Here is a 20,459-nt window from a genome sequence, read left to right on the forward strand (position 1 = left end):
TGCCGGTGACCTTGGGTCACCGGCATTGTCTTAAGTCTCGATCAGAGCACTTCAGTCGTGGGTTGAACGGGTCCTGAGCAGCCACTACCTTCCGCTAACGACGAACGCGTGCCCCAAATCTCTGATCGGGACCTGTAGATGAACGAGCGTTACGACCCGTACTACGAGTCCGGCTACGAGGACCAGACCGGTCGATACGGCCGGCCGGGCTACGGCTCGATGCGGGCCGACCGCGGGGGCTCCGGCCCGCACTTCTACGACCCGAACGCGATGCCCCGCAGCCGCGGCGGCCTGCCCGACATCGACGACCCCGAGGACTACGACGACGAGCCGTCCAAGTGGCGCCGGCGCGCCGCGATGGTCGCGATCGGCGGCGGCGCGGCCGCGCTGATCGGCGGCGGCGCGTACGCCGTGACGCAGTTCTTCGGCAAGGGCACGCAGCCGGCCGGCTCGGACTCGGCGGCGACGGCCGACGCGGTCGCGGACACGACCGGCCCGGCGTACGTCGACCAGAACCAGAGCCTCATGAACGGCAACGCCGGCCTGGGCATCCGCAAGAACACGCCGACGTCCGGCTCGTCGTTCGGCACCCCGGCCGACGCCGCCAAGAGCGCGGTCGTCAAGGCCAACACGGTGCTGCCGAAGAAGGACCCGGTCCGCCACCTCGCCAGCCGGCTCACGTTCGGGCCCAACACCAAGGTCATCGGCGACATCAACAAGCTGGGCATCAACGCCTGGATCGACAAGCAGCTCAAGCCCGAGACGATCCCGCTGACCCGGGGCGAGCAGAAGGCGGACTCCGAGCTCGTCACCTATGCGATGTCGTACGACCAGCTCAAGACCCAGCGCGCCGACCTGGACAAGAAGGGCATCCACGCGGACGACCAGAACGTCCGGTACACGATTGCCAAGCAGCTCTTCTCGGACCGCCAGCTCTTCGAGATGATGTGCGACTTCTTCAACGACTATCTGCACGTCGCGGCGTTTCACGACGGCAACGAGCTGACCCGCGCGAGCTTCGACCGCGACGTCATTCGCAAGCACGCGCTCGGCAACTACGTCGACATGTTCGTCGCGGCGAACAAGCACCCGGCGCTGCTGCGCTACCTCGACCAGCAGGACTCGACCAAGAACCAGATCAACGAGAACCTGGCCCGCGAGAACCTCGAGCTGTACACGGTCGGCGCGTTCAACGGCTACAACGAGACCGACGTGCGCCAGGCCGCCATGCTGCAGACCGGGCGCAGCATCCGCGACAACCAGTACGTGTACCGGCCCGAGCAGCACTACGTCGGGCCCGTGAAGATCATGGGCTTCGCGCACCCGAACGGCGACGCCGCCGGGGGAGAGGCCGTGCAGGAGGCGTACTTCCGGTATCTCGCCCTGCACCCGAACACCGCCCGTTACATGGCGCAGAACCTCGCCACGCGGTTCGTCTCCGACGTGCCGCCGAAGACGCTCGTCGACGCGATGGCCAAGACGTACGTCGACAAGAAGAGCAACATCCCCGCGGTGCTCGTGACGATGCTGTCGCGGACGGAGTTCTGGGAGTCCGTCGGGCAGAAGGTGCGCCGGCCGGGCGAGTACCTGACCGCCACGTACCGTGCGCTGGAGATCGGCGCCGACGCCCCGACCACGTTCACGTCCAACAACACGAACATGAGCCCGATGGTGCAGGGCCTCGGCGACATCATGCGCAAGCTCGAGGAGTTCGGACACTCGCCGATGGAGCTGCCGACGCCGAACGGCTACGCGGACGTCTACGTCGCCTGGACCTCGGCCGGCACCATGGTCAACCAGTGGAACGACGCGTACACCGCGGTCACCGGCGGCCGGCGCCAGTTCACCTGGAGCAAGCCCGAGGCGCTCATCGCCAACCCGCCGAACACCGCCGGCGCCTACCTCGACGCGCTCACCAAGAAGCTCATCAACGTGACGCTCGACAACGATCGCAAGAACGCGATCCTGCACATCGTCAGCCCGACGATGACCGCCTCCACCCCGGTGGACGCCACGTTCAACGGCGGCATCGCGGCGGTCGTGCGTGCGATCTTCGCCACTCCCCATCACCACCTCCGGTAGGCGGCACATCATGGAGAAGCCAGTGCGGAAGCAGAACTCGCTCCATCCGGAGGTCCCCGACCTGCTCCGGCTCGGCCCCAACCGCTTCGAGGCGGCGCTGCGGGCCGAGGCCGTGGCGGTGAAGGAAGAGCAGAAGAGCGTCCGGAATTCGTACCTCGAGTTCGCCCGTCAGGAGGACGAGCAGGAGGAGGGCAAGGGCGTCACCCGGCGCCGCTTCGTCGTCGGGGCGGCCGCCACCACGACGGCGCTCGCGACCAGCCAGTTCCTCACCACGCAGGCGTCGTTCGCGGCGACCCCGACCGGCACGCTCATCCACGTGTTCCTCTACGGCGGCGCCGACGCGCTGAGCCTGTTCGCGCCGATGAACGACGCGACGCTGAACCGGGTCCGGCCGAGCTTCACGCTGCCGGCGAGCACGTCGATCGCGCTCGAGCGCGGGTTCGGGCTCAACGAGGCGTTCGCGCCGCTGAAGAAGTACCTCGACGCGGGCCAGCTCGCCTTCGTCCCAGCCGTGAGTGACCGCCGCCTCGACCGCAGCCACTTCGCCGCGACCGACGTCTGCCAGCTCGGCGGGTTGCCGGCCGAGACGGGCGGCATGGGGTGGCTGACGAATCTGGCCGACAAGCTCGGCCCCGGCACCGCGTTCCGCGCCGTCGGCATCGGCTCGACCCTGCCCCGCTCGCTGGTCGGCGGCGGCGGGGCCCTCGCGCTCAACAGCGTCGCGTCGCTCAACGTCAACGGCGACGGCAAGTTCAAGCAGCCGACTGTGGATGCGATCAAGACCCTGTTCACCGGCGTCAACCACCCGATCGAGGCTCCGGTGCGGGCCGGCATCGACGCGCTGCAGCTGGCGAGCAAGCTGGCGCAGGAGGGCTACACGCCGGCGAACAGCGTGAAGTACACCGGCGTCGGCAACGCCTTCCGCGAGCTCGCGCAGCTGATCAAGGGCGGAGCCAACGTGCGCATCGCCACCGTCGGCATGGGCGGCTGGGACACCCACGAGAACCAGGGCACCCGCGGCGGTTACCTCGCTCAGCGCTTCGGCGAGCTCGCCACCGGCATGGCCGCGTTCTTCGACGACCTCGGCCCGGACCTGTCCTCGAACGTCACCGTGATGGTCTCCAGCGAGTTCGGCCGCCGCGTCGCCGAGAACGGCGGCGGCACCGACCACGGCCACGGCGGCGGTGTGATCGTCCTGTCCGGCAAGAAGCTCGCCGGCAAGGTGCTGGGCAACTGGACCGGCTTCGACACCCTGGTCAACGGCGATCTGCCCGAGATGAACAACATGTTCTCGGTCTTCGGCTCCGTCGCGCAGGGCCGCTTCGGCCTGACCGACGCCGAGGTCGGCCAGATCTTCCCGCGTCAGACCTACACCCCGGTGAAGATCTACGCGTAGCTCCACCTACGCGTAGCGGGGGCGGCCCCGGTCCCGGGGGCCGCCCCTCTTTGCGTGCTCAGTCCTCGGACTTGCCCGACTGCAGGCCGGAGGAGATGAGGTCCATCACCGTGGAGTCCTGCAGCGTGGTGACGTCGCCCAGGCTGCGGTTCTCGGCGACGTCGCGCAGCAACCGGCGCATGATCTTGCCCGACCGGGTCTTGGGCAGCTCCGCCACGAGCATGATCTGGCGGGGCTTGGCGATCGGGCCGAGGGTCTTCGCGACGTGGTTGCGCAGCTCCTGGATCAGGGCCTCGCCCGCCTCGCCCTCGGTCTCCACGCCGCCGCGCGGGATGGTGAACGCGACGATCGCCTGGCCGGTGGTGGGGTCGGTGGCGCCCACGACCGCGGCCTCGGCCACCTTCGGGTGGCTCACCAGCGCCGACTCGACCTCGGTGGTGGAGATGTTGTGGCCCGAGACGAGCATGACGTCGTCGACCCGGCCCAGCAGCCACAGGTCGCCGTCGTCGTCCTTCTTGGCGCCGTCACCGGCGAAATACATCCCCTCGAAGCGCGACCAGTAGGTCTCCTTGAACCGCTCGTCGTCGCCCCAGATCGTGCGCAGCATCGACGGCCACGGCTCGCGCAGGACCAGGTAGCCACCGCCGCCGTTGGGCACCGAGTTGGCCTGGTCGTCCACGACATCGGCGGAGATGCCGGGCAGGGGCCGCATGGCGCTGCCGGGCTTGGCGGCGGTGACGCCGGGCAGCGGGGAGATCATGATCGCGCCGGTCTCGGTCTGCCACCAGGTGTCCACGATCGGGCAGCGGTCGCCGCCGATGTTCTCGCGATACCACATCCAGGCCTCGGGGTTGATCGGCTCACCGACCGAGCCCAGCAGGCGCAGCGACGACAGGTCGAAGCCCTTGGGGATGTCATCGCCCCACTTCATGAACGTGCGGATCGCGGTGGGCGCGGTGTAGAGGATCGTGACCTTGTACTTCTCGACGATCTCCCAGAACCGCCCGCGGTGCGGGGTGTCGGGCGTCCCCTCATACATGACCTGGGTGGCGCCGTTGGACAGCGGCCCGTAGACGATGTAGCTGTGCCCGGTGACCCAGCCGATGTCGGCGGTGCACCAGTAGACGTCGCTGTCGGGCTTGAGGTCGAACACGGAGTGGTGGGTGAAGCTGGCCTGGGTGAGGTAGCCACCCGTGGTGTGCAGGATGCCCTTCGGCTTCGCCGTGGTGCCGGAGGTGTAGAGGATGAACAGCGGCTGCTCGGCGTCGAACGGCTGGGCGGTGTGCTCGGCCGAGGCGGTCTCCACGGTCTCGTGCCACCACAGGTCGCGCTCGGCGTTCCACTCGACGTCCTGGCCGGTGCGGCGGACGACGAGCACCTTCTCGATGTTGGGCGTGCGGGCCACGGCCTCGTCGACGATGCTCTTGAGGCCGCTGGGCTTGCCGCGGCGGAAGCCGCCGTCGGCGGTGATGACGATCTTGGCGCTGGCGTCGTCGATGCGGCCGCTGAGCGCGTCGGCGGAGAAGCCGCCGAAGACCACCGAGTGCGTGGCGCCGATGCGGGCGCAGGCGAGCATCGCGACCGCGGCCTCGGGGATCATCGGCAGGTAGATCGCGACCCGATCGCCGGCGACGACGCCGAGGTCGGTGAGGGCGTTGGCGGCCTGGCAGACGGAGCGGTGCAGGTCGGCGTAGGTGATCGTGCGGGTGTCCCCGGGCTCGCCCTCGAAGTGGATGGCGACCTTGTCACCGCGGCCGGCCTCGATGTGCCGGTCGAGGCAGTTGTAGGCGACGTTGAGCTGTCCGCCCACGAACCACTTCGCGAACGGCGGGTTGGACCAGTCCAGCACTTGGTCCCACTCCTTGGCCCAGCTCAGCCGGCGGGCCTGCTGCTCCCAGAACGCCAGGCGGTCGGCACGGGCCTCGGCATAGGCGCCCTCGGTGAGGTTGGCGGCGGCGGCGAACTCGGCAGGGGGCGGGAACTGCCGTGTCTCGTTGAGAAGGTTTTCCAAGGTTTCGCTCATCGGTGACGGCTCCTCGATGTGGTCCAAGCTCTCGCAATGAGGCTAGTTCGGGGGTACGACAGAAAAGAAGCGGCCCTTTCTTTAAACCTTGTTCACAGTAGTGGCACGATACCGTCTGAGGGTGCCGTCCGATCCGCTCGCACCGCTGCTTGACCTCGCCGACGTCAGGCCCGCCCTCGATCAGGCCCGCGCGGCCGTCGACGCCGCCATGCGCCACCGTGCCCTGCGCCGCTCCGGCGGCCCGGTCGCCGCCGAGGTGGCCCTGCGCACCTCCGTGGCCAGCGCCGCCCTGGACACCCACGGTTTCGACCTGGAGGGCGTGCGAGCGGGTGTGGTCACCGACCCCGTGGTCCACGGCGCGCTGCGCGTCACGGCGGCCCTGGACGGGCTGACGGGCACCTGGCCGAAGGCGCCGCGGCAGGTGCTGGCGAAGCTGCACACGCTGGCGGCCCGGGACGTGCTCGGGCCGGGCGAGCTGGGCCGGCCGGTCGCCGCCGGGGTCGTGCCGCGGCTGGACGCGCTCGCCGCGCTGGTCGCCGGGGGCACGAGCGTCCCTGTGCTGTTGCAGGCGGCGGTCGTGCACGGTGAGTTGCTGGCGCTGAAGGCCTTCGCCGGACCCAACGGGGTCGTCGCCCGCGCCGCGGCGCGCTTGACCCTGCTGGCTGGGGGCCTGGACCCGCGGGGGCTGCTGGCGATGGACGTGGGGCACCGCAGCCGTGAGCCGGAGTATGTCGGGTCCGCGGGCGCCTTCGCCACCGGCACGCCCGACGGCATCCGCTCCTGGCTGCGGCACTACGCGGCCGCCGCCGAGCGGGCCGCCGAGGAACTCGTCGAGATCTGCGAGAAGGCCGCGGCCTGAGCCGCGGCGCTTCCCTTGTCAACCGTTGCTGCGGGCGCGGGCCGCCTTGACCACGTTGACGATCAGCAAGATCGGCACGATGAAGACGTACCAGATGACGTAGACCGTGTCCGGCTCGCCGATCAGCAGATACAGGCCGTAGACGATGAAGGCCAGGCCGATCGCGATATTCAGCACGCGCTGGCCGACCGAGTTCAGGCCGAAGCCGACGGCGCCGATCACGAGGGCGATCAGGCCGCTGAGGCCGAGCAGGCCGATGTAGGCCAACTCCTGGCCAGCGCTGATCTCGCCAAGAGCAGCGTTCATTGAGGTGCCTCCGGGGGATGGAAAGGGGGGAAGTGCTGCGACAGCGTAGATCGCAAAACCAAATCCATGTGCCCCGTTTATCGGCCCCGGGAACAGTGAACGGCGCCTCGGTTGCGGAGGCGCCGTCACACACGTCCTACCGGGTTACCAGGCGTGCACCTCAAGTCCGTTGGCAGCGGTCCTTGCGAATCCGCTGTAACGCGCCTTATCGCGGCTGGTCGCTCGTGGGTGCCCGGCGGCCGTGCACGAGATCATCGGGCTTGCGACCCGTGTGATCTCGCTCTTCTTCTTTTCTACGCCGCGCTCATCACGATCGGAAGGGTCGCCCCGAAGAAAGTGACTGGTGGGGCTCAGGTGGCGGGCGCGGCGGTGAGCCGGGCGGATCGGGCCTTGCGGTATTTGCTCCAGATCGCGAAGCCGATGGCGACCACGGCGCCGAGCCCGATCGCGGCCGCGGCCACCGGCACCGCCGGCCGCTCGCGCAGGCGCCGGCTCAGCGGGATCGGGTGGCGGAAGTCGAGCATCGGCCAGCCCCGCTCGACCGCGATGCGCCGCAGCCCGCGGTCGGGGTTGACCGCGGTCGGGTGCCCGACGAGGCTGAGCAGCCCGGCGTCGGTGACGGAGTCGGAATACGCATAGGACGCCGCCAGGTCGTAGTCGCGCTCGACGGCGAGCTCCTTGACCGCCACGACCTTGTTGGGGCCGGCGGCGTAGAAGTCGATCTCGCCGGTGTAGCAGCCGTCCTCGCCGACGTTCATGCGCGTGGCGATGATGTCGGTGATGCCGAGCTGCTCGCCGATCGGCCGGACCATCTCGTCGCCGGAGGTGGAGACGAGCACGACGTCGCGGCCGGCCGCGCGGTGCTCCTCGATCAGCGCCGCGGCCTCGGCGTAGATATACGGGTTGATCAGCTCGTCCAGCGTCTCCCGCACGATCTGGCGGACCTGCTCGGCGCGCCAGCCCTTGACGAGCGCGGCGAGATAGTCTCTGGTGCGGGCCATCGTCTGCTCGTCCGAGCCGCCGCCGACCCGGAAGATCAGCTGCGCGTAGGCGCCCTTGATGACGTCACGGCGGCTGATCAGGCCGTCACGATAGAACGGTCGACCGAAGGCCAAGGCGCTTGACTTGGCGATCACCGTTTTGTCCAGGTCGAAAAACGCGGCGCTACGCCCCACGGCGGGCAAGTGTAGCGTCGCGGAGGGCTCCGTGGAGCCCCGAGTTGACCAAAGACAGTCCAAAGGCCGACTGGATCACGCTGGGCTCGTGGGCGATCACGCCTCGGTTGCTCAAAACTGAAATATTGATTGGCGTCCTGGGCGTGTTGCGGGCCGGTCCTACTCGACGTATGGCGGTCGACTCAGGCATGCTTATGTTTGCGACGCGGTTTCATGTCGGCGAGACGGAGACCCGTTATTGACCCTCGGCGGTTGCACCCCCCGTGACCGCTGAGCGGGTTCGGCTCGACCCCCCCGGAGCCGAACCCCCGGCGACCCCCGTCACCCCCCGGCGGGGGTCGTCCCCTCTTCTCCGCAGTTTTCCGCGCAGGTTGCCACATGGCCTTTCCGGTGGTGGCGCGGCTTTCGCCGCTAACCGTGCTGGTTAGCCAGCATTGACGCCCGATGCTCTCTTGAGCGTTCACCGTTCTTGGGTGCCCGGCCTACTTCTTTTTATTCAGTACCCCGCGAAGCCTACGCCCGTCCTGGCCCGATTTGTCGCGGTTTCCATAGCAGATCCACTTCGGATCCGACAGTTATCCACAAGCGGTCCGTTATCCACAGATCCGGCCTCGGAGGCGGGCCGTCGGCCGGCGGATGGCGTCAGGGTGAGCGCAGTTGTCGAACCGCTCATGACCGTGGAGCCATCCCGTGCACCGACCATTGCTCGTCTCCGACGATCCCGCGCTGCTCGACCAGGTCATCGACCTCGCCGCCAGGCACGCGCTCGAAATCGACGTTGCCCCCAGCCCGGACGCCGCCCGCCCCCGATACCCCTCCGCGCCACTGGTCCTCATCGGCGACGAGGCCGCCCCGGCGTGCGCCCAGGCCGGACTGCCCGGCCGCCCCGGCGTCGTGCTGGTCAGCCGCGGCCACGGGATGGCCCGGCTCACGCTGCTCGCCGAGGAGGTCGGCGCCGAGCGCGTGGTGCGCTTCCCCGACGGCGTCGGCTACCTCGCCGAGGAGTTGCGCCGCCTCGCCGCCGGCATCGCGGTCGCCGCCGCCGAGCCCGCCCGCGTCCTGGCCGTCGTCGGCGGCCGTGGCGGCGCCGGGGCGACCGTCCTCGCCGCCGGCCTGACCGTCACCGCCGGCCTGCTCGGGCTGCGCTCCCTACTCGTCGACGCCGACCCGCTCGGCGGCGGCGCCGACCTCGTCCTGGGCTGGGAGAACATCGCCGGCCTGCGCTGGCGGGCGCTGTCGGCCACCAGCGGCGCCATCGACCCGCCCGCCCTGGTCGGCGCCCTGCCCAGCCGGGGCGACGTCGCCGTGCTCTCCTGTGGCCGCGGCCCCTCGGTCGCCGGCGAGGCCGCGGGCCTGCCGGCCGAGGCGATGGCCAGCGCACTGGACGCCGGCCGCCGCGGCTGCGACCTGGTCGTCGCCGACCTGCCGCGCCGCCTCGACGAGGCCGCCGTCCTCGCGCTGCGGGCCGCCGACCGCGTCCTGCTCGTCGTCCCCGCCGAACTGCGCGCCTGCGTCGCCGCCGGCCGCGTCGCCGAGACCCTCGCCCCGCACACCGACGCGCTCCACGTCGTCGTGCGCGGCCCGGCCCCGGGCAGCCTGCGCGCCAAGCACGTCGCCCGCTCGCTGCGCCTGCCCGTCGCCGGCACCCTGCAGGCCGAGCCGGCCCTGCCCCGCGATCTCGAGCTCGGCCGCGCGCCGGCCGCCACCGGCAGCGGCCCGCTCGCCGGGCTGTGCCGCCGCATCCTGGCCGACGCCGGCCTCGACCGGTCCCGGCTCGCGGCGGGGGCCGCGGCGTGAAGCGCACTCCGCGAATGGCCGCGCCCGCGGCCCTGCCCACGACCAAGGTGCTGGAGCCCGATGCGATCCTGCCCGCCGACCCCGGCCTCGCCGAGCGGGTCCGCGCCCGGATGACCGACGAGGGCGCGGAGGCGACCCCGGGCGCGGTCGCGGCCGCGGTGCTCGCCGAACCCGGCGCCGCCCTCCTCGGCGAGCACACGCTGCGCCGCGTCGCCGGCCGGCTCGCCGGCGAGATGGTCGGAGCCGGACCGCTCGCCCCGCTGCTGGCCGACCCGAGCGTCACCGACGTGCTCGTCAACGGCGGCGAGGTCTGGGTCGACCGGGGCACCGGCGGGCTGCGGCGGGTGATCGGGACGCTCGGCGACGAGGCATATGTGCGCAGGCTCGCGCAGCGGCTCGCCTCCAACGCCGGGCGCCGCCTGGACGACGCGAGCCCGTTCGCCGACATCCGCCTGCCCGACGGCACCCGCATGCACGCCGTCCTGCCGCCGGTGGCGCTACGCGGTCCATATCTGTCGCTGCGCACCTTCCGCCGGCACGCCTTCTCCGTCGAGGAGCTGGTCAACTGCGGCACGGTCGACCCGGGCGCGGCGCGGCTGCTGCGCTCGGTGGTCGCCGCGCGGCTGCCGTTCCTCGTCACCGGCGGCACCGGCACCGGCAAGACCACGGTGCTGGCCTCGCTGCTCTCCCTCGTGCCCGCCGCCGAGCGCGTCGTCGTCGTGGAGGACGCCGCCGAGCTGCGCCCGGCCCACCCGCACGTGGTGTCGATGCAGAGCCGCGCGGCCAACGTCGAGGGCGCCGGCGAGGTGTCCCTGCGCGAACTGGTGCGCCAGGCCCTGCGGATGCGCCCCGACCGCCTGGTCGTCGGCGAGTGCCGGGGCGCCGAGATCGTCGACCTGCTCGGCGCGCTCAACACCGGCCACGAGGGCGGCGCGGCCACGCTGCACGCGAACTCGCCCGCCGACGTGCCGGCCCGGCTGGAGGCGCTGGGGCTGATGGGCGGCGTTCCACGTGCCGCGCTGCACGCCATGGTCGTCTCCGCCCTGCGGGTCGTGGTCCACCTGCACCGGGCTCAGAGCGGCCAGCGCGAGCTCACCGAGATCTGTGTCCTGTCGCACCACCCCGACCGCCACACCGCGGTCGTGGTGACGGCCTGGCGCCGGGGCAGCGGCCCGGGCCCGGCCGCGCCGGACCTCGACGAGTTGCTGTCCCGCCACGGCGTGGAGCCTCCGCGCCCCGACGGACGGTGGCGGTTCACTCCTGGGAAGGGCTGGTCATGAGCGCTTTCGATCTGGCTCTGGCCACCGGCGCCGCGCTGAGCGCCGGGTGGCTGGTGTTCTGGCTGCGGACCCGGCGCGCCGCGGCCCGGCTCGCCCGGCTGACCCGGGGCGCCGGGGCGCGGCCCCGCCGGGTGCCGGGCCGGCGTCTCGCACGACGGGCCGAGTGGGCCCTGCTGCGCCGCCCGGTGCTTGCCGGCGGTGCGCTCGTCGCCCTGGCCACCGGGGGCGCGCTGCTGGGCGCCGGGCCGGTGGCGGGGTGCTCGCCGCGGCATACGCGGCGATGGCCGTCGTCACCGTCCGCCGGCGCCTGGTCCGCCGCGACGCCGAGCGGCTCGTCGCCGCGCTGCTCGACGCCGTCGACGCGACGGCCGAGGGCCTGCGGGCGGGCGCCCTGCCCGACGGCGACCCGGCGCGGGAGGGCACCCGCTCCCGCCCCGACCCCGCCGAGCGGTGGGCGGGCGCGGTGGCGCACGTGGCGCGGGCGCGGCTCGACGCGGCATACCGGCTGCACGAGGCCCTCGGCGTCCCATTGGTCGACCTCCTGGAGCGGGTCGAGTCCGACCTGCGGGCCGGGCAGGCGGTGCGCGCCGGCATGGCGGTCCAGCTCTCCGCGGCCCACGCCACGGCGGCGGTGCTCCTGCTGCTTCCGGTGGCCGGGCTGTGGGTGGGCGCGGCGCTCGGCACGCGCCCGCTGTGGCTGCTGCTGCACACGCCGCTCGGCGCGGCCTGCGCGGTGACGGCGGCCGCGATGCAGTGCGGCGGCTTCTTGTGGACGGCTCGGATGGTCCACGCGGCGACGGCGGAGGTGCGCTGATGGGCGCCTGGGTGTGCTGGCGGCTGCACTTCGGTCCGCACATCGCGCTGGCCATCGGCGGCTGGGTGTCGGCGCCGGCCGGGGCGACGGCGGGCGGCCTGAGCGTCGCGCTGCTGGTCGGCGGCCGCCCCATCTGCTCGGCCGACGTGGCGGTCCGCCGATGAACGGCATCGCTCGGCGGGCGGCCCGATTCGTGGATGCGGGGACCGGGCGATGAGCGGCTGGAGGCGATGGGCCACGGCGTTCGCCGGCGGGCTCGGGGCCGCGCTGGTCATCGGCGGCGTCGGTGGAGTGGCGATCGGCATTGTCACCACCGTCGGGGGCGGGGTGCTGCTGGGGCGGGTCGAGCCGGCCCACCTACGGCGAGAGCGGGCCACCGCGCGGTCGGACCTGCCGTTCGCGGCCGATCTGCTGGCCGCGGCGCTGCGGGCCGGAGCGCCGCCGGATCGGGCCGCCCTGGCGGTGGGGGAGGTGCTCGGCGGGCCGGTCGGGGAGCGGCTGACCCGCACCGGGCGGGCGCTGCGGCTCGGAGCCGAGCCCGAGGCAGCCTGGGGGCACCTGGCCGACCTGCCGGGCGGGGCGCGGTTCGCCCGGGCCGCGGCCCGCAGCGCGGAGCACGGGCTCGCGCTGACCCGCACGCTCGACCGGCAGGCCACGGACCTGCGCACGGCCAGGTCGACCGCCGCCGAGGCCGCCGTGCGCCGCGTGGGCGTCCTGGCGATCCTTCCGGTCGGCGTGTGCTTCCTGCCGGCCTTTGTCCTCGCGGGCGTGGTCCCCATGCTCGTCGCCCTGGTCCACGACGTGCTCGTCGCCATCTGAAGTTTCGAACCGACTGAACCGAAGGAGAGACCATTCATGTTCGCTGCGAAGACCAGGCTGCTCGCGCGCATGCGGCGCGACGACGGGTCGGCCACTGTCGAATACGCCTTTCTCGTCATCGTCGGCGTCGTCATCGCCGGCGTGCTACTGGCGATCGTGCGGTCCGACGAGTTCCGCGCATACCTGACCGGCCTCGTGATGCGGACCGTCCCGTGACCGCCCGGGGCCGGGCCCACGTGCCGAGCCTGCCGCTGTGGCCACGGCTCGCGGCGGCCTCGGTGCCGCTGCCGCACCGCCCGACGAGGGCGCAGCTCAAGGAGCCGCCGGTGCTGCGCTGGACGACCCTGGCGCGGCCGGAGCCGGCACCGCCCGCACACGCGGCGCCGGAACGTGCGACGCCCAGACATGCTGCGCCGGAGCGTGCGACGTCCAGCCATGCGCAGCCGCGAGATGCGGAGCGTGGAAGTGGAAGTGCGGGACCGGGACGTGCGGCGTCCAGACATGCGCAGCCGGGAGATGCGGGATCGGGACGTGAGCAGCCGGGAGATGCGGGATCGGGACGTGCGGCGTCCAGACATGCGCAGCCGGGGGATGCGGAGCGTGGAGGTGCGGGATCGGGACGTGCGGCGCCCAGACACGCGCAGCCGCGAGATACCGAACCTCGAAGTGTGGGACCCCGACGTGCGCAGCCCAGACGTATTGAGCCCGCACATGCGGCGCCCGAGGAGCCCGTCGAGCGGGAGAAGGAGCGGGTGTCGCTGCGGTTCGTGCCGCCCGACCTGCCCGATGCGCCGGCGAGGGAGACGGTCGCGGCGAAGCGCCGGCGAAGACGCGGCGGGGCCCGGCATCGGCGGGACGGGGAGCGCGGGGCCACGGCGCTGGAGGTGGCGATCGCGACGCCGGTGGTCCTGCTGCTGCTGATCGCCGGGGCGACCCTGCTCAGCGTGTTGGTGGCCCGGCTCAAGGTGGTGGATGCGACCGGGGCGGCGGTCCGGGCGGCGGCGCGCGGGGAGCAGCTGCCGGACCTGGGGAAGGACGCCGAGGTGGTGATCGTGCACGACGGGGACCTGGTGCGGGTGACCGTCCGGCAGAGGGTCTCCGGCGGGCCGCTCCTCGCCGGGTTCTTCATCGAGGAGAAGGCCACCGCGATGGCCGAGCCGTCCACCGCTGCGGCGCCGTGAGCCGCCGCGGCACCGTTAGCCGCTGGAGCGCCGTGGGCCGCCGGATGACGTCGCTGGAGCGGGAACGGGGGTCCGCCTCGATCATCTGCCTGGCCGTGGGCGTCGCACTGATGCTGATGGCGCTGGGGTTCCTGGCCGGTGGCGGGGTCATCGTGGCCCGGCACCGGGCACGGAACGCGGCCGACGCCGGAGCGCTCGCCGGGGCGATGGCGGTCGTGGGCGGGGCGCGGGCGGCCTGTGCGGCGGCCGGGCGGCTGGCGGAGGAGAACGACGCGCGGCTCGTCTCCTGCGCGGTGGCCGGGCCGATCGTGACGGTGACGGTCGAGGTGGTCGCGCGGACGGGGCTCGCCGCCCGAGCCGAAGCCCGCGCCGGACCGGTCGAGGCGGGGAACTGACGCCGAAGCGGAGAACTGCGGCAGCAATCCGTGAGGGGCCGATCCGGGCCCTCACGGACGCTCCTGGCGGGACGGGTTCCGGGCCTCACGGGCGGACGCTCCTGACAGGACGGTTTCTGGGTCTCACGGACGTGCTCCTGACAGGACGGGACCGGCTAGAGATCGGCCCGTGCCTCACGGATGACTCCTGGCAGGACGGGACAACGCGGGTAAGGGTGGTTTCCGGGCCCTCACGGGACGGGTTCCGGGCCTCACGGACGGACGCTTCTGGTGGGACGGGACCGGGTTAGTGGTCGGCCGGGCCTCACGGACGGCTCCTGAGACAGGACGGGACAACCCCGGTAAGGGTGGGTTTCCGGGCCCTCACGGGACGGCTCCTGGCGGGTGGGGACAACCGGGGGCCAGAGAGGTGGTCATTCGAGACCTCGCGGGCGCTTCTGGTGGGGCGGGGACCCGGCTAGATGTGCTTCAGCACCAGCGAGAGGAGGCGAGCGGCCTCGGGCTTGTTCAGGGGGTTGTTGCCGTTGCCGCATTTCGGGGACTGGACGCAGGACGGGCAGCCGTGTTCGCAGCGGCACGCGTTGACGGCGTTCCTTGTGGCCGTCAGCCAGGCGGGCGCGGTGGAGTAGGCGCGCTCGGCGAAGCCCGCGCCGCCCGGATGGCCGTCGTACACGAAGATGGTCGGCAGGCCGGTGTCCGCGTGGGCCGCGGTCGACAGGCCGCCGATGTCCCAGCGGTCGCAGGTCGCCACCAGCGGGAGCAGGCCGATGGCCGCGTGCTCCGCCGCGTGCAGGGCGCCCGGCCACTCCGTGGCGGGGATGCCGGCCTCGTCCAGGGCTTCCGGGTCGATGGTCCACCAGACGGCGATCGTGCGCAGGACGCGTTCGGGCAGGTCGAGGGGGACGGTGTCGACGACCTCGCCGGAGACGAGCTTGCGGCGCTGGTAGCTCACCACCTGGTTGGTGACCTCGACCCGCCCCAGGGACAGGGTGATCGGGCCGGACGTGCGGGACTCGCGGACGTCGAGGACGACCATAGAGGTCACGTCGCGGGGGTGGGTGCTCCAGTCCGGGTCCTCGGCGTGGACCAGGGCACAGTTGTCGGCGAGGTCCAGCTTGTCGACGACGTAGGTGGCGCCGCGGTGCAGGTACACCGCGCCGTCGTGGACCTGGTGGTGGGCGGAGCCGGTGTCGACGGTGCCCAGCAGGCGCCCGGTCGCCGACTCGACCACGGCGACCGGGCCGCCGCCGGCGCCGCGCAGGTCGACGTCGGGGCGGTCGCGCTCGGTCCAGTACCAGCCGGCGGGGCGCTTGCGGAGCATGCCGGCGGCGACGAGGGCGTCGAGGACGTCGCGGGTGGTGGGGCCGAACAGGGCGAGGTCGGCCTCGGTGAGGGGGAGGTCGGCGGCGGCGCAGCACAGCTGCGGGGCCAGGACGTGGGGGTTGGCGGGGTCGAAGACCGTCGCCTCGACCGGGCGGCCGAAGAGGGCCTCGGGGTGGTGGACCAGGTACGTGTCCAGGGGGTCGTCGCGGGCGATCAGGGTGCAGCTGGCGGAGCGCCCGGCCCGGCCCGCGCGGCCGGCCTGCTGCCACAGGGACGCCATGGTGCCGGGGTAGCCGCACATGAGTACGGCGTCCAGGCCGGTCAGGTCGACGCCGAGTTCGAGCGCGTTGGTCGAGGCCAGGCCCAGCAGACGGCCGTCCATGAGGTCGCGCTCCAGGGCGCGGCGGTCCTCGCGCAGGTAGCCGGCGCGGTAGGCGGCGACGCGTTCGCCGAGGCCGGGGACGGCCAGGTCCAGGTGGTGGCGGGTCATCGTCGCCACGAGCTCGGCGCCCTTGCGGGAGCGGACGAACGCCAGCGTGGGCACGCCCCGGGACACCGAGTCGGCCAGCAGGGTGGCGGTTTCGCTGAGGGAGGAGCGGCGCGGGCCGTCGTCGGTGAGCAGCGGCGGCTCCCAGAGACGGAAGGTGATCTCGCCGCGGGGCGAGGTGTCCTGGGTGAAGGCGGTCGCGGGCAGGCCGGTGAGGCGCTCGGCGGAGGCGGCCGGATCGCCGGAGGTGGCCGAGGCGAGGACGAAGACGGGGGCGCTGCGATAGCGGGCGGTGACCCGGCGCAGACGGCGCAGGACGTGGGCGACGTGGGAGCCGAAGACGCCGCGGTAGGCGTGGCACTCGTCCACGATGATGTAGGCCAGGCCGCGCAGGAACCGCGACCAGGCGCCGTGGGCGGGCAGGATGCCGTGGTGCAGCATGTCGGGGTTGGTCAGGACGATCCGGGCGTGCTGGCGGACCCAGTCGCGCTCCTCGCGGGACGTGTCGCCGTCGTAGGTGGCCGGGTAGAGGCCGGACAGGCCCAGGTCGGTCAGGGCGCGCAGCTGGTCCGCGGCGAGGGCCTTGGTCGGGGCGACGTAGAGGACCGTGGCGCGCGGATCGCTCAGCAGCCGGGCCAGGGAGGGAAGCTGGTAGGCGAGCGACTTGCCGGAGCCGGTGCCGGTCGCGATCACGGTGTGGGTGCCCTCCCAGGCGGCCGTCGCGGCCTCGGCCTGGTGGCGCCACGGCTCGAAGCCGAACGCGGCCCGGACCGGATCCGGCACCCACTCCGGCCAGGGGACGACGACTCCGGCGCGCCGGGGGAGCGTTTCGGTGTGGAGCAGCACGTCGAGCACTGTAAAACACATGTTCGAAACCATCGTCACGGTACACGCCGGGCGGATATGGGAAAAGGGGTGAGGCGTCGCCTGACGGGGGCGTCGATGGTTAGATGCCCGTGGAGGGCATGCACAGTCTGGCCGCCAGAGGAGGAGGTCCGCATGGAGCTGTCGTTGTCGGCGTACGACTCCGGCGACCACAAGGTGCTCGAAGTGGCGGGTGAGGTGGACGTCTACACGGCCCCCCGCCTGCGCGAGAAGCTCGTGGAGCTCGTGGAGCAGGGCGCTCGCCACGTCATCGTCGACCTGAGCCGGGTGGAGTTCCTCGACTCGACCGGGCTCGGCGTGCTCGTCGGCGCGCTGAAGCGGCTCCGTGCGGTCAACGGCACGTTCGGGCTCGTGTGCTCGCACGAGCGGCTGCTCAAGATCTTCCGGATCACGGCCCTGGACCGGGTCTTCTCGCTGTACGACACCGTTGCCGCCGCGGCCGCCGCGACCGGCGCGGGCACCGATACCCCGGCGTAGGTCCATGCCGACGGTTCGACTCTCCTTCTCGCCGGCCCCGGCGCACGTCCGGACGGCTCGCCTGGTCGGCGTGGCCGTGGCGCGGCGCGCCGGTGTGGCCGAGGAGCTGCTGGAGGAGGTCCGGCTCGCGATCGGCGAGGCGTGCTCGCGGGCCGTCGCGCTGCACCGCTCGCACGGCCTCGACGACCTGGTCGATGTCGCGATGGCCGACGGCGACCGGTTCACCGTCCGGGTGGTCGACCGCGCGGCCAACGGCGCGATGGTGCACCGCAGCCCGCAGGACGAGGCCGCGGTCCTGCTCTCCGATCCCGCCCTGCCGCTGACCGCCCCGCCGGACCTGCTGGCCGAGGAGGCGGTCGCCGCCCGGATGGGGCTGGCGCTGCTGGCGGGGCTGGTTGACGACCTCAACGTGTCCGAATTATCCGAGGGTGTCGGGACCGAGGTCCGTATGTCCTGGCCACTGGAGCGGTCCAGCGACTGACTGCGTGATCAAATCGATAGAATGCGATTTGACCAAACGCGCAAGTTGGTGTGACCACGGACACGTCGTCCGGCTAGAGTACGGCGATCGTGTATGACGCCCCTGGTCGCTGGGTACCTCGGTCGCTCAGCACGGCTCCCCGCGTGGAGAACCGCCGCCGGCCTGACCGCTCGCGGCGCTGTCATGTGTCGGTACAGGAGGACAACGAATGTCCGGATCACTCGTCGCAGCCGGCGAGATTTCCCTTTCCGGGAGCAATCTGACTTACATCGTCGTGGCACTCGTCATCGCGTTCGTGGCGCTCGGCTTCGCCGCCGCGCTGGTCAAGGCGGTGCTCGCGACCGGTCGGGGCACTCCCAAGATGCAGGAGATCGCCGGGGCGGTCCAGGAGGGCGCGAGCGCGTACCTCGTGCGCCAGTTCAAGACCCTGGGCATCTTCGTGATCATCGCGGTGGTGCTGCTGTTCCTGCTTCCGGTGAACGAAGCCGGCGGCAACGAGACTCTGATCAAGATCGGCCGGTCGGCGTTCTTCGTCGTCGGCGCGGTCTTCTCGGCCTTCATCGGTGGCGCCGGTATGGCGCTGGCCACCCGCGCCAACCTGCGCGTCGCGGCGGCGGCCCGAGAAGACGGCGGCCGGGAGAAAGCGATGCAGATCGCGTTCCGCACCGGTGGTGTGGTCGGCTTCCTCACCGTGGGCCTCGGCCTCTTCGGCGCCGCCCTGGTGGTGCTGATCTTCAAGGACCGCGCCCCGACCGTGCTCGAGGGCTTCGGCTTCGGCGCGGCGCTGCTCGCGATGTTCATGCGGGTCGGCGGCGGCATCTTCACCAAGGCCGCCGACGTCGGCGCGGACCTGGTCGGCAAGGTCGAGCAGGGCATCCCGGAGGACGACCCGCGCAACGCGGCGACCATCGCCGACAACGTGGGCGACAACGTCGGTGACTGCGCCGGCATGGCCGCGGACCTGTTCGAGTCCTACGCCGTCACGCTCGTCGCCGCGCTCATCCTGGGCCGCGCCGCCTTCGGCGAGCAGGGCCTGGTGTTCCCGCTGATCGTGTCGACCATCGGCGTGATCATCGCGATCCTGGGCGTGGCACTCACCCGCCTGCGCAAGTCCGACCGCAACGGGCTCGTCGCGATCAACCGGGCGTTCTACATCTCCGCCGTCGTCTCGGCGATCCTGGTCAGCGCCGCCGCGCTGTTCTACCTGCCGAGCAAGTGGTCGGACCTGACCGGTGACACCGCCGGCCTCAAGGCCATCATCGGCCTGCAGGGTGACGACGCGCCGCCGTTCGGCCCGCACGTCACGGCGATCATCGCCGTCGTCATCGGCATCGCGCTCGCCACGATCATCCAGGCCCTGACCGGGTACTTCACCGAGACCGAGCGCCGCCCGGTCAAGGACATCGGCAAGAGCGCGCTGACCGGCCCCGCCACGGTCGTGCTCGCCGGCGTCAGCGTCGGTTTCGAGTCGGCCGTCTACTCGGCCATCGTCATCGGCGCGGGCGTCTTCGGTGCTTTCCTGCTCGGTGGCGGCTCGATCACCCTGTCGCTGTTCGCGGTCGCCATGGCCGGCACCGGCCTGCTCACCACCGTGGGCGTCATCGTCGCCATGGACACCTTCGGCCCGATCAGCGACAACGCGCAGGGCATCGCCGAGATGTCCGGCGACATCGACGAGCGGGGGGCCCGCACCCTCACCGAGCTCGACGCGGTCGGCAACACCACCAAGGCGATCACCAAGGGCATCGCGATCGCGACCGCCGTGCTGGCCGCGACCGCCCTGTTCGGCTCGTACACGGACACGATGAAGACCGCCCTCGTCGATGCCAAGCAGGCCGCCGACGACGCGGCGACCGCGATCCTGCTCAACGTGGCCAACCCGGGCAACCTGGTCGGCCTGCTCATCGGTGCCGCGGTCGTGTTCCTGTTCTCCGGCCTGGCGATCAACGCCGTGGCCCGCTCCGCGGGCGCCGTCGTGTTCGAGGTCCGGCGGCAGTTCCGGGAGTTCCCGGGCATCATGGACGGCTCGCAGCGCCCGGAGTACGGCAAGGTCGTCGACATCTGCACCCGCGACGCCCAGCGCGAGCTGATCACGCCGGGTCTCCTCGCGGTGATGGCGCCGATCGCGGTCGGCTTCGGCCTCGGCGTCGGCCCGCTGGCGGCCTACCTCGCCGGCGCCATCGGCACCGGCACGCTCATGGCCGTGTTCCTGTCCAACTCCGGCGGCGCGTGGGACAACGCGAAGAAGCTGGTCGAGGACGGCGTCCACGGCGGCAAGGGCTCGCCCGCGCACGCCGCGACGGTCATCGGCGACACCGTCGGCGACCCGTTCAAGGACACCGCGGGCCCGGCCATCAACCCGCTGCTCAAGGTCATGAACCTGGTCGCCCTGCTCATCGCCCCCGCCGTGGTCACCATGACGGTCGGCGACGGCAACCAGTTCGCGCGCTACGCGATCGCGATCGTCGCGGTGCTGGTCATCGCCGGGGCGGTGCTGGTCAGCAAGCGCAAGCCGGTGGCGGTCGACGCCGGTAACGGCAACGGCGCCACCTCGTCCGAGGCGGAGTCCGAGAAGGTCACCGCTTGACCTATCGATACGCCCGCAGCGACGCTCCGGCCGGGTTTCCGGCCGGGGCGTCGTGTTTTCTCGAACAGACGATCGGATCTAGGCTGCAACGT

The 20,459-nt window shown here is 72.0% G+C and carries 19 protein-coding genes; 15 read left to right on the plus strand and 4 right to left on the minus strand.

All coding sequences use genetic code 11. The features are described from left to right. Positions 1-138 precede the first annotated feature (138 nt). Positions 139-2,082, plus strand: a complete 1,944-nt coding sequence (locus ACQPY0_RS02140) for a DUF1800 domain-containing protein (RefSeq protein WP_432983758.1) — start codon at positions 139-141, stop codon at positions 2,080-2,082. 22 nt (positions 2,083-2,104) lie between these two features. Next, positions 2,105-3,478 (plus strand): DUF1501 domain-containing protein, encoded by a 1,374-nt coding sequence (locus ACQPY0_RS02145; protein ID WP_432983761.1) that lies wholly within the window; start codon positions 2,105-2,107, stop codon positions 3,476-3,478. Positions 3,479-3,536: 58 nt separating this feature from the next. Here ACQPY0_RS02145 and acs read toward each other — a convergent pair whose 3' ends face one another. Further along, complete coding sequence (acs, locus tag ACQPY0_RS02150; RefSeq protein WP_432983764.1) at positions 3,537-5,501, minus strand: acetate--CoA ligase; 1,965 nt, start codon at positions 5,499-5,501, stop codon at positions 3,537-3,539. A gap of 121 nt (positions 5,502-5,622) precedes the next feature. Between acs and ACQPY0_RS02155 the strand changes: the two genes are divergently transcribed. Beyond that, on the plus strand, positions 5,623-6,360 hold the full coding sequence (locus tag ACQPY0_RS02155) for an oxidoreductase (RefSeq protein WP_432983767.1): 738 nt from the start codon (positions 5,623-5,625) through the stop codon (positions 6,358-6,360). Positions 6,361-6,378: 18 nt separating this feature from the next. On the opposite strand, the gene ACQPY0_RS02160 is transcribed toward ACQPY0_RS02155, so the two are convergent. Both ACQPY0_RS02160 and ACQPY0_RS02165 read right to left on the minus strand, forming a co-directional pair. Beyond that, complete coding sequence (locus ACQPY0_RS02160; RefSeq protein WP_432983770.1) at positions 6,379-6,627, minus strand: hypothetical protein; 249 nt, start codon at positions 6,625-6,627, stop codon at positions 6,379-6,381. A gap of 389 nt (positions 6,628-7,016) precedes the next feature. After that, the gene (locus ACQPY0_RS02165; RefSeq protein ID WP_432983773.1) at positions 7,017-7,841 is read right to left on the minus strand and encodes an HAD family hydrolase; all 825 of its coding nucleotides are present in this window, start codon (positions 7,839-7,841) and stop codon (positions 7,017-7,019) included. A gap of 44 nt (positions 7,842-7,885) precedes the next feature. Here ACQPY0_RS02165 and ACQPY0_RS02170 point away from each other — a divergent pair, with 44 nt between their 5' ends. From ACQPY0_RS02170 to ACQPY0_RS02210, 9 genes are all read left to right on the plus strand, one after another. Next, positions 7,886-8,083 (plus strand): hypothetical protein, encoded by a 198-nt coding sequence (locus ACQPY0_RS02170; protein ID WP_432983776.1) that lies wholly within the window; start codon positions 7,886-7,888, stop codon positions 8,081-8,083. 448 nt (positions 8,084-8,531) lie between these two features. Next, the gene (gene ssd / locus ACQPY0_RS02175) at positions 8,532-9,638 is read left to right on the plus strand and encodes a septum site-determining protein Ssd (RefSeq protein ID WP_432983779.1); all 1,107 of its coding nucleotides are present in this window, start codon (positions 8,532-8,534) and stop codon (positions 9,636-9,638) included. A gap of 65 nt (positions 9,639-9,703) precedes the next feature. Further along, positions 9,704-10,918: a TadA family conjugal transfer-associated ATPase gene (locus ACQPY0_RS02180; protein ID WP_432994934.1), complete on the plus strand. Its 1,215-nt coding sequence runs from the start codon at positions 9,704-9,706 to the stop codon at positions 10,916-10,918. Between the two features lie 256 nt (positions 10,919-11,174). Beyond that, a complete protein-coding gene (locus ACQPY0_RS02185) occupies positions 11,175-11,732 on the plus strand; it encodes a type II secretion system F family protein (RefSeq protein WP_432983782.1) in 558 nt (185 codons plus the stop codon). Then, positions 11,732-11,896, plus strand: coding sequence for a hypothetical protein (locus ACQPY0_RS02190; RefSeq protein ID WP_432983785.1), 165 nt, complete (start codon positions 11,732-11,734; stop codon positions 11,894-11,896). Before ACQPY0_RS02185 ends, ACQPY0_RS02190 begins: the two co-directional genes overlap by 1 nt. A gap of 49 nt (positions 11,897-11,945) precedes the next feature. After that, complete coding sequence (locus ACQPY0_RS02195) at positions 11,946-12,551, plus strand: type II secretion system F family protein (RefSeq protein ID WP_432983788.1); 606 nt, start codon at positions 11,946-11,948, stop codon at positions 12,549-12,551. Positions 12,552-12,587: 36 nt separating this feature from the next. Then, positions 12,588-12,767, plus strand: coding sequence for a DUF4244 domain-containing protein (locus tag ACQPY0_RS02200; RefSeq protein WP_432983791.1), 180 nt, complete (start codon positions 12,588-12,590; stop codon positions 12,765-12,767). Between the two features lie 452 nt (positions 12,768-13,219). Continuing rightward, positions 13,220-13,732 carry a hypothetical protein gene (locus ACQPY0_RS02205; RefSeq protein WP_432983794.1) on the plus strand — a complete coding sequence of 171 codons (513 nt, stop codon included), beginning with the start codon at positions 13,220-13,222 and terminating at the stop codon, positions 13,730-13,732. Positions 13,733-13,764: 32 nt separating this feature from the next. After that, entirely contained in the window at positions 13,765-14,127 is a 363-nt protein-coding gene (locus ACQPY0_RS02210) for an Rv3654c family TadE-like protein (protein WP_432983797.1), read from the plus strand. A gap of 457 nt (positions 14,128-14,584) precedes the next feature. On the opposite strand, the gene ACQPY0_RS02215 is transcribed toward ACQPY0_RS02210, so the two are convergent. After that, positions 14,585-16,816, minus strand: coding sequence for a DEAD/DEAH box helicase (locus ACQPY0_RS02215; protein WP_432994937.1), 2,232 nt, complete (start codon positions 16,814-16,816; stop codon positions 14,585-14,587). Positions 16,817-16,936: 120 nt separating this feature from the next. Between ACQPY0_RS02215 and ACQPY0_RS02220 the strand changes: the two genes are divergently transcribed. The 3 genes from ACQPY0_RS02220 (at position 16,937) to ACQPY0_RS02230 (ending at position 20,367) form a co-directional block, all read left to right on the plus strand. Continuing rightward, entirely contained in the window at positions 16,937-17,299 is a 363-nt protein-coding gene (locus ACQPY0_RS02220) for an STAS domain-containing protein (RefSeq protein WP_432983800.1), read from the plus strand. Between the two features lie 4 nt (positions 17,300-17,303). Then, a complete protein-coding gene (locus ACQPY0_RS02225) occupies positions 17,304-17,780 on the plus strand; it encodes an ATP-binding protein (RefSeq protein ID WP_432983803.1) in 477 nt (158 codons plus the stop codon). Between the two features lie 208 nt (positions 17,781-17,988). Next, complete coding sequence (locus ACQPY0_RS02230; RefSeq protein ID WP_432983806.1) at positions 17,989-20,367, plus strand: sodium-translocating pyrophosphatase; 2,379 nt, start codon at positions 17,989-17,991, stop codon at positions 20,365-20,367. Positions 20,368-20,459 lie beyond the last annotated feature (92 nt).

It is taken from the genome of Dactylosporangium sp. CA-233914 (assembly GCF_050942935.1).
In the GTDB taxonomy this organism is placed as follows: domain Bacteria; phylum Actinomycetota; class Actinomycetes; order Mycobacteriales; family Micromonosporaceae; genus Dactylosporangium.

What these genes read in the sequence shown, in the direction of transcription:
- ACQPY0_RS02230 (WP_432983806.1), top strand. Translation starts at nt 17,989, where the DNA reads ATGTCCGGATCACTCGTCGCAGCCGGCGAGATTTCCCTTTCCGGGAGC.
- acs (WP_432983764.1), bottom strand. Translation starts at nt 5,501, where the DNA reads ATGAGCGAAACCTTGGAAAACCTTCTCAACGAGACACGGCAGTTCCCG.
- ACQPY0_RS02220 (WP_432983800.1), top strand. Translation starts at nt 16,937, where the DNA reads ATGGAGCTGTCGTTGTCGGCGTACGACTCCGGCGACCACAAGGTGCTC.
- ACQPY0_RS02140 (WP_432983758.1), top strand. Translation starts at nt 139, where the DNA reads ATGAACGAGCGTTACGACCCGTACTACGAGTCCGGCTACGAGGACCAG.
- ACQPY0_RS02215 (WP_432994937.1), bottom strand. Translation starts at nt 16,816, where the DNA reads ATGGTTTCGAACATGTGTTTTACAGTGCTCGACGTGCTGCTCCACACC.
- ACQPY0_RS02190 (WP_432983785.1), top strand. Translation starts at nt 11,732, where the DNA reads ATGGGCGCCTGGGTGTGCTGGCGGCTGCACTTCGGTCCGCACATCGCG.
- ACQPY0_RS02200 (WP_432983791.1), top strand. Translation starts at nt 12,588, where the DNA reads ATGTTCGCTGCGAAGACCAGGCTGCTCGCGCGCATGCGGCGCGACGAC.
- ACQPY0_RS02195 (WP_432983788.1), top strand. Translation starts at nt 11,946, where the DNA reads ATGAGCGGCTGGAGGCGATGGGCCACGGCGTTCGCCGGCGGGCTCGGG.
- ACQPY0_RS02225 (WP_432983803.1), top strand. Translation starts at nt 17,304, where the DNA reads ATGCCGACGGTTCGACTCTCCTTCTCGCCGGCCCCGGCGCACGTCCGG.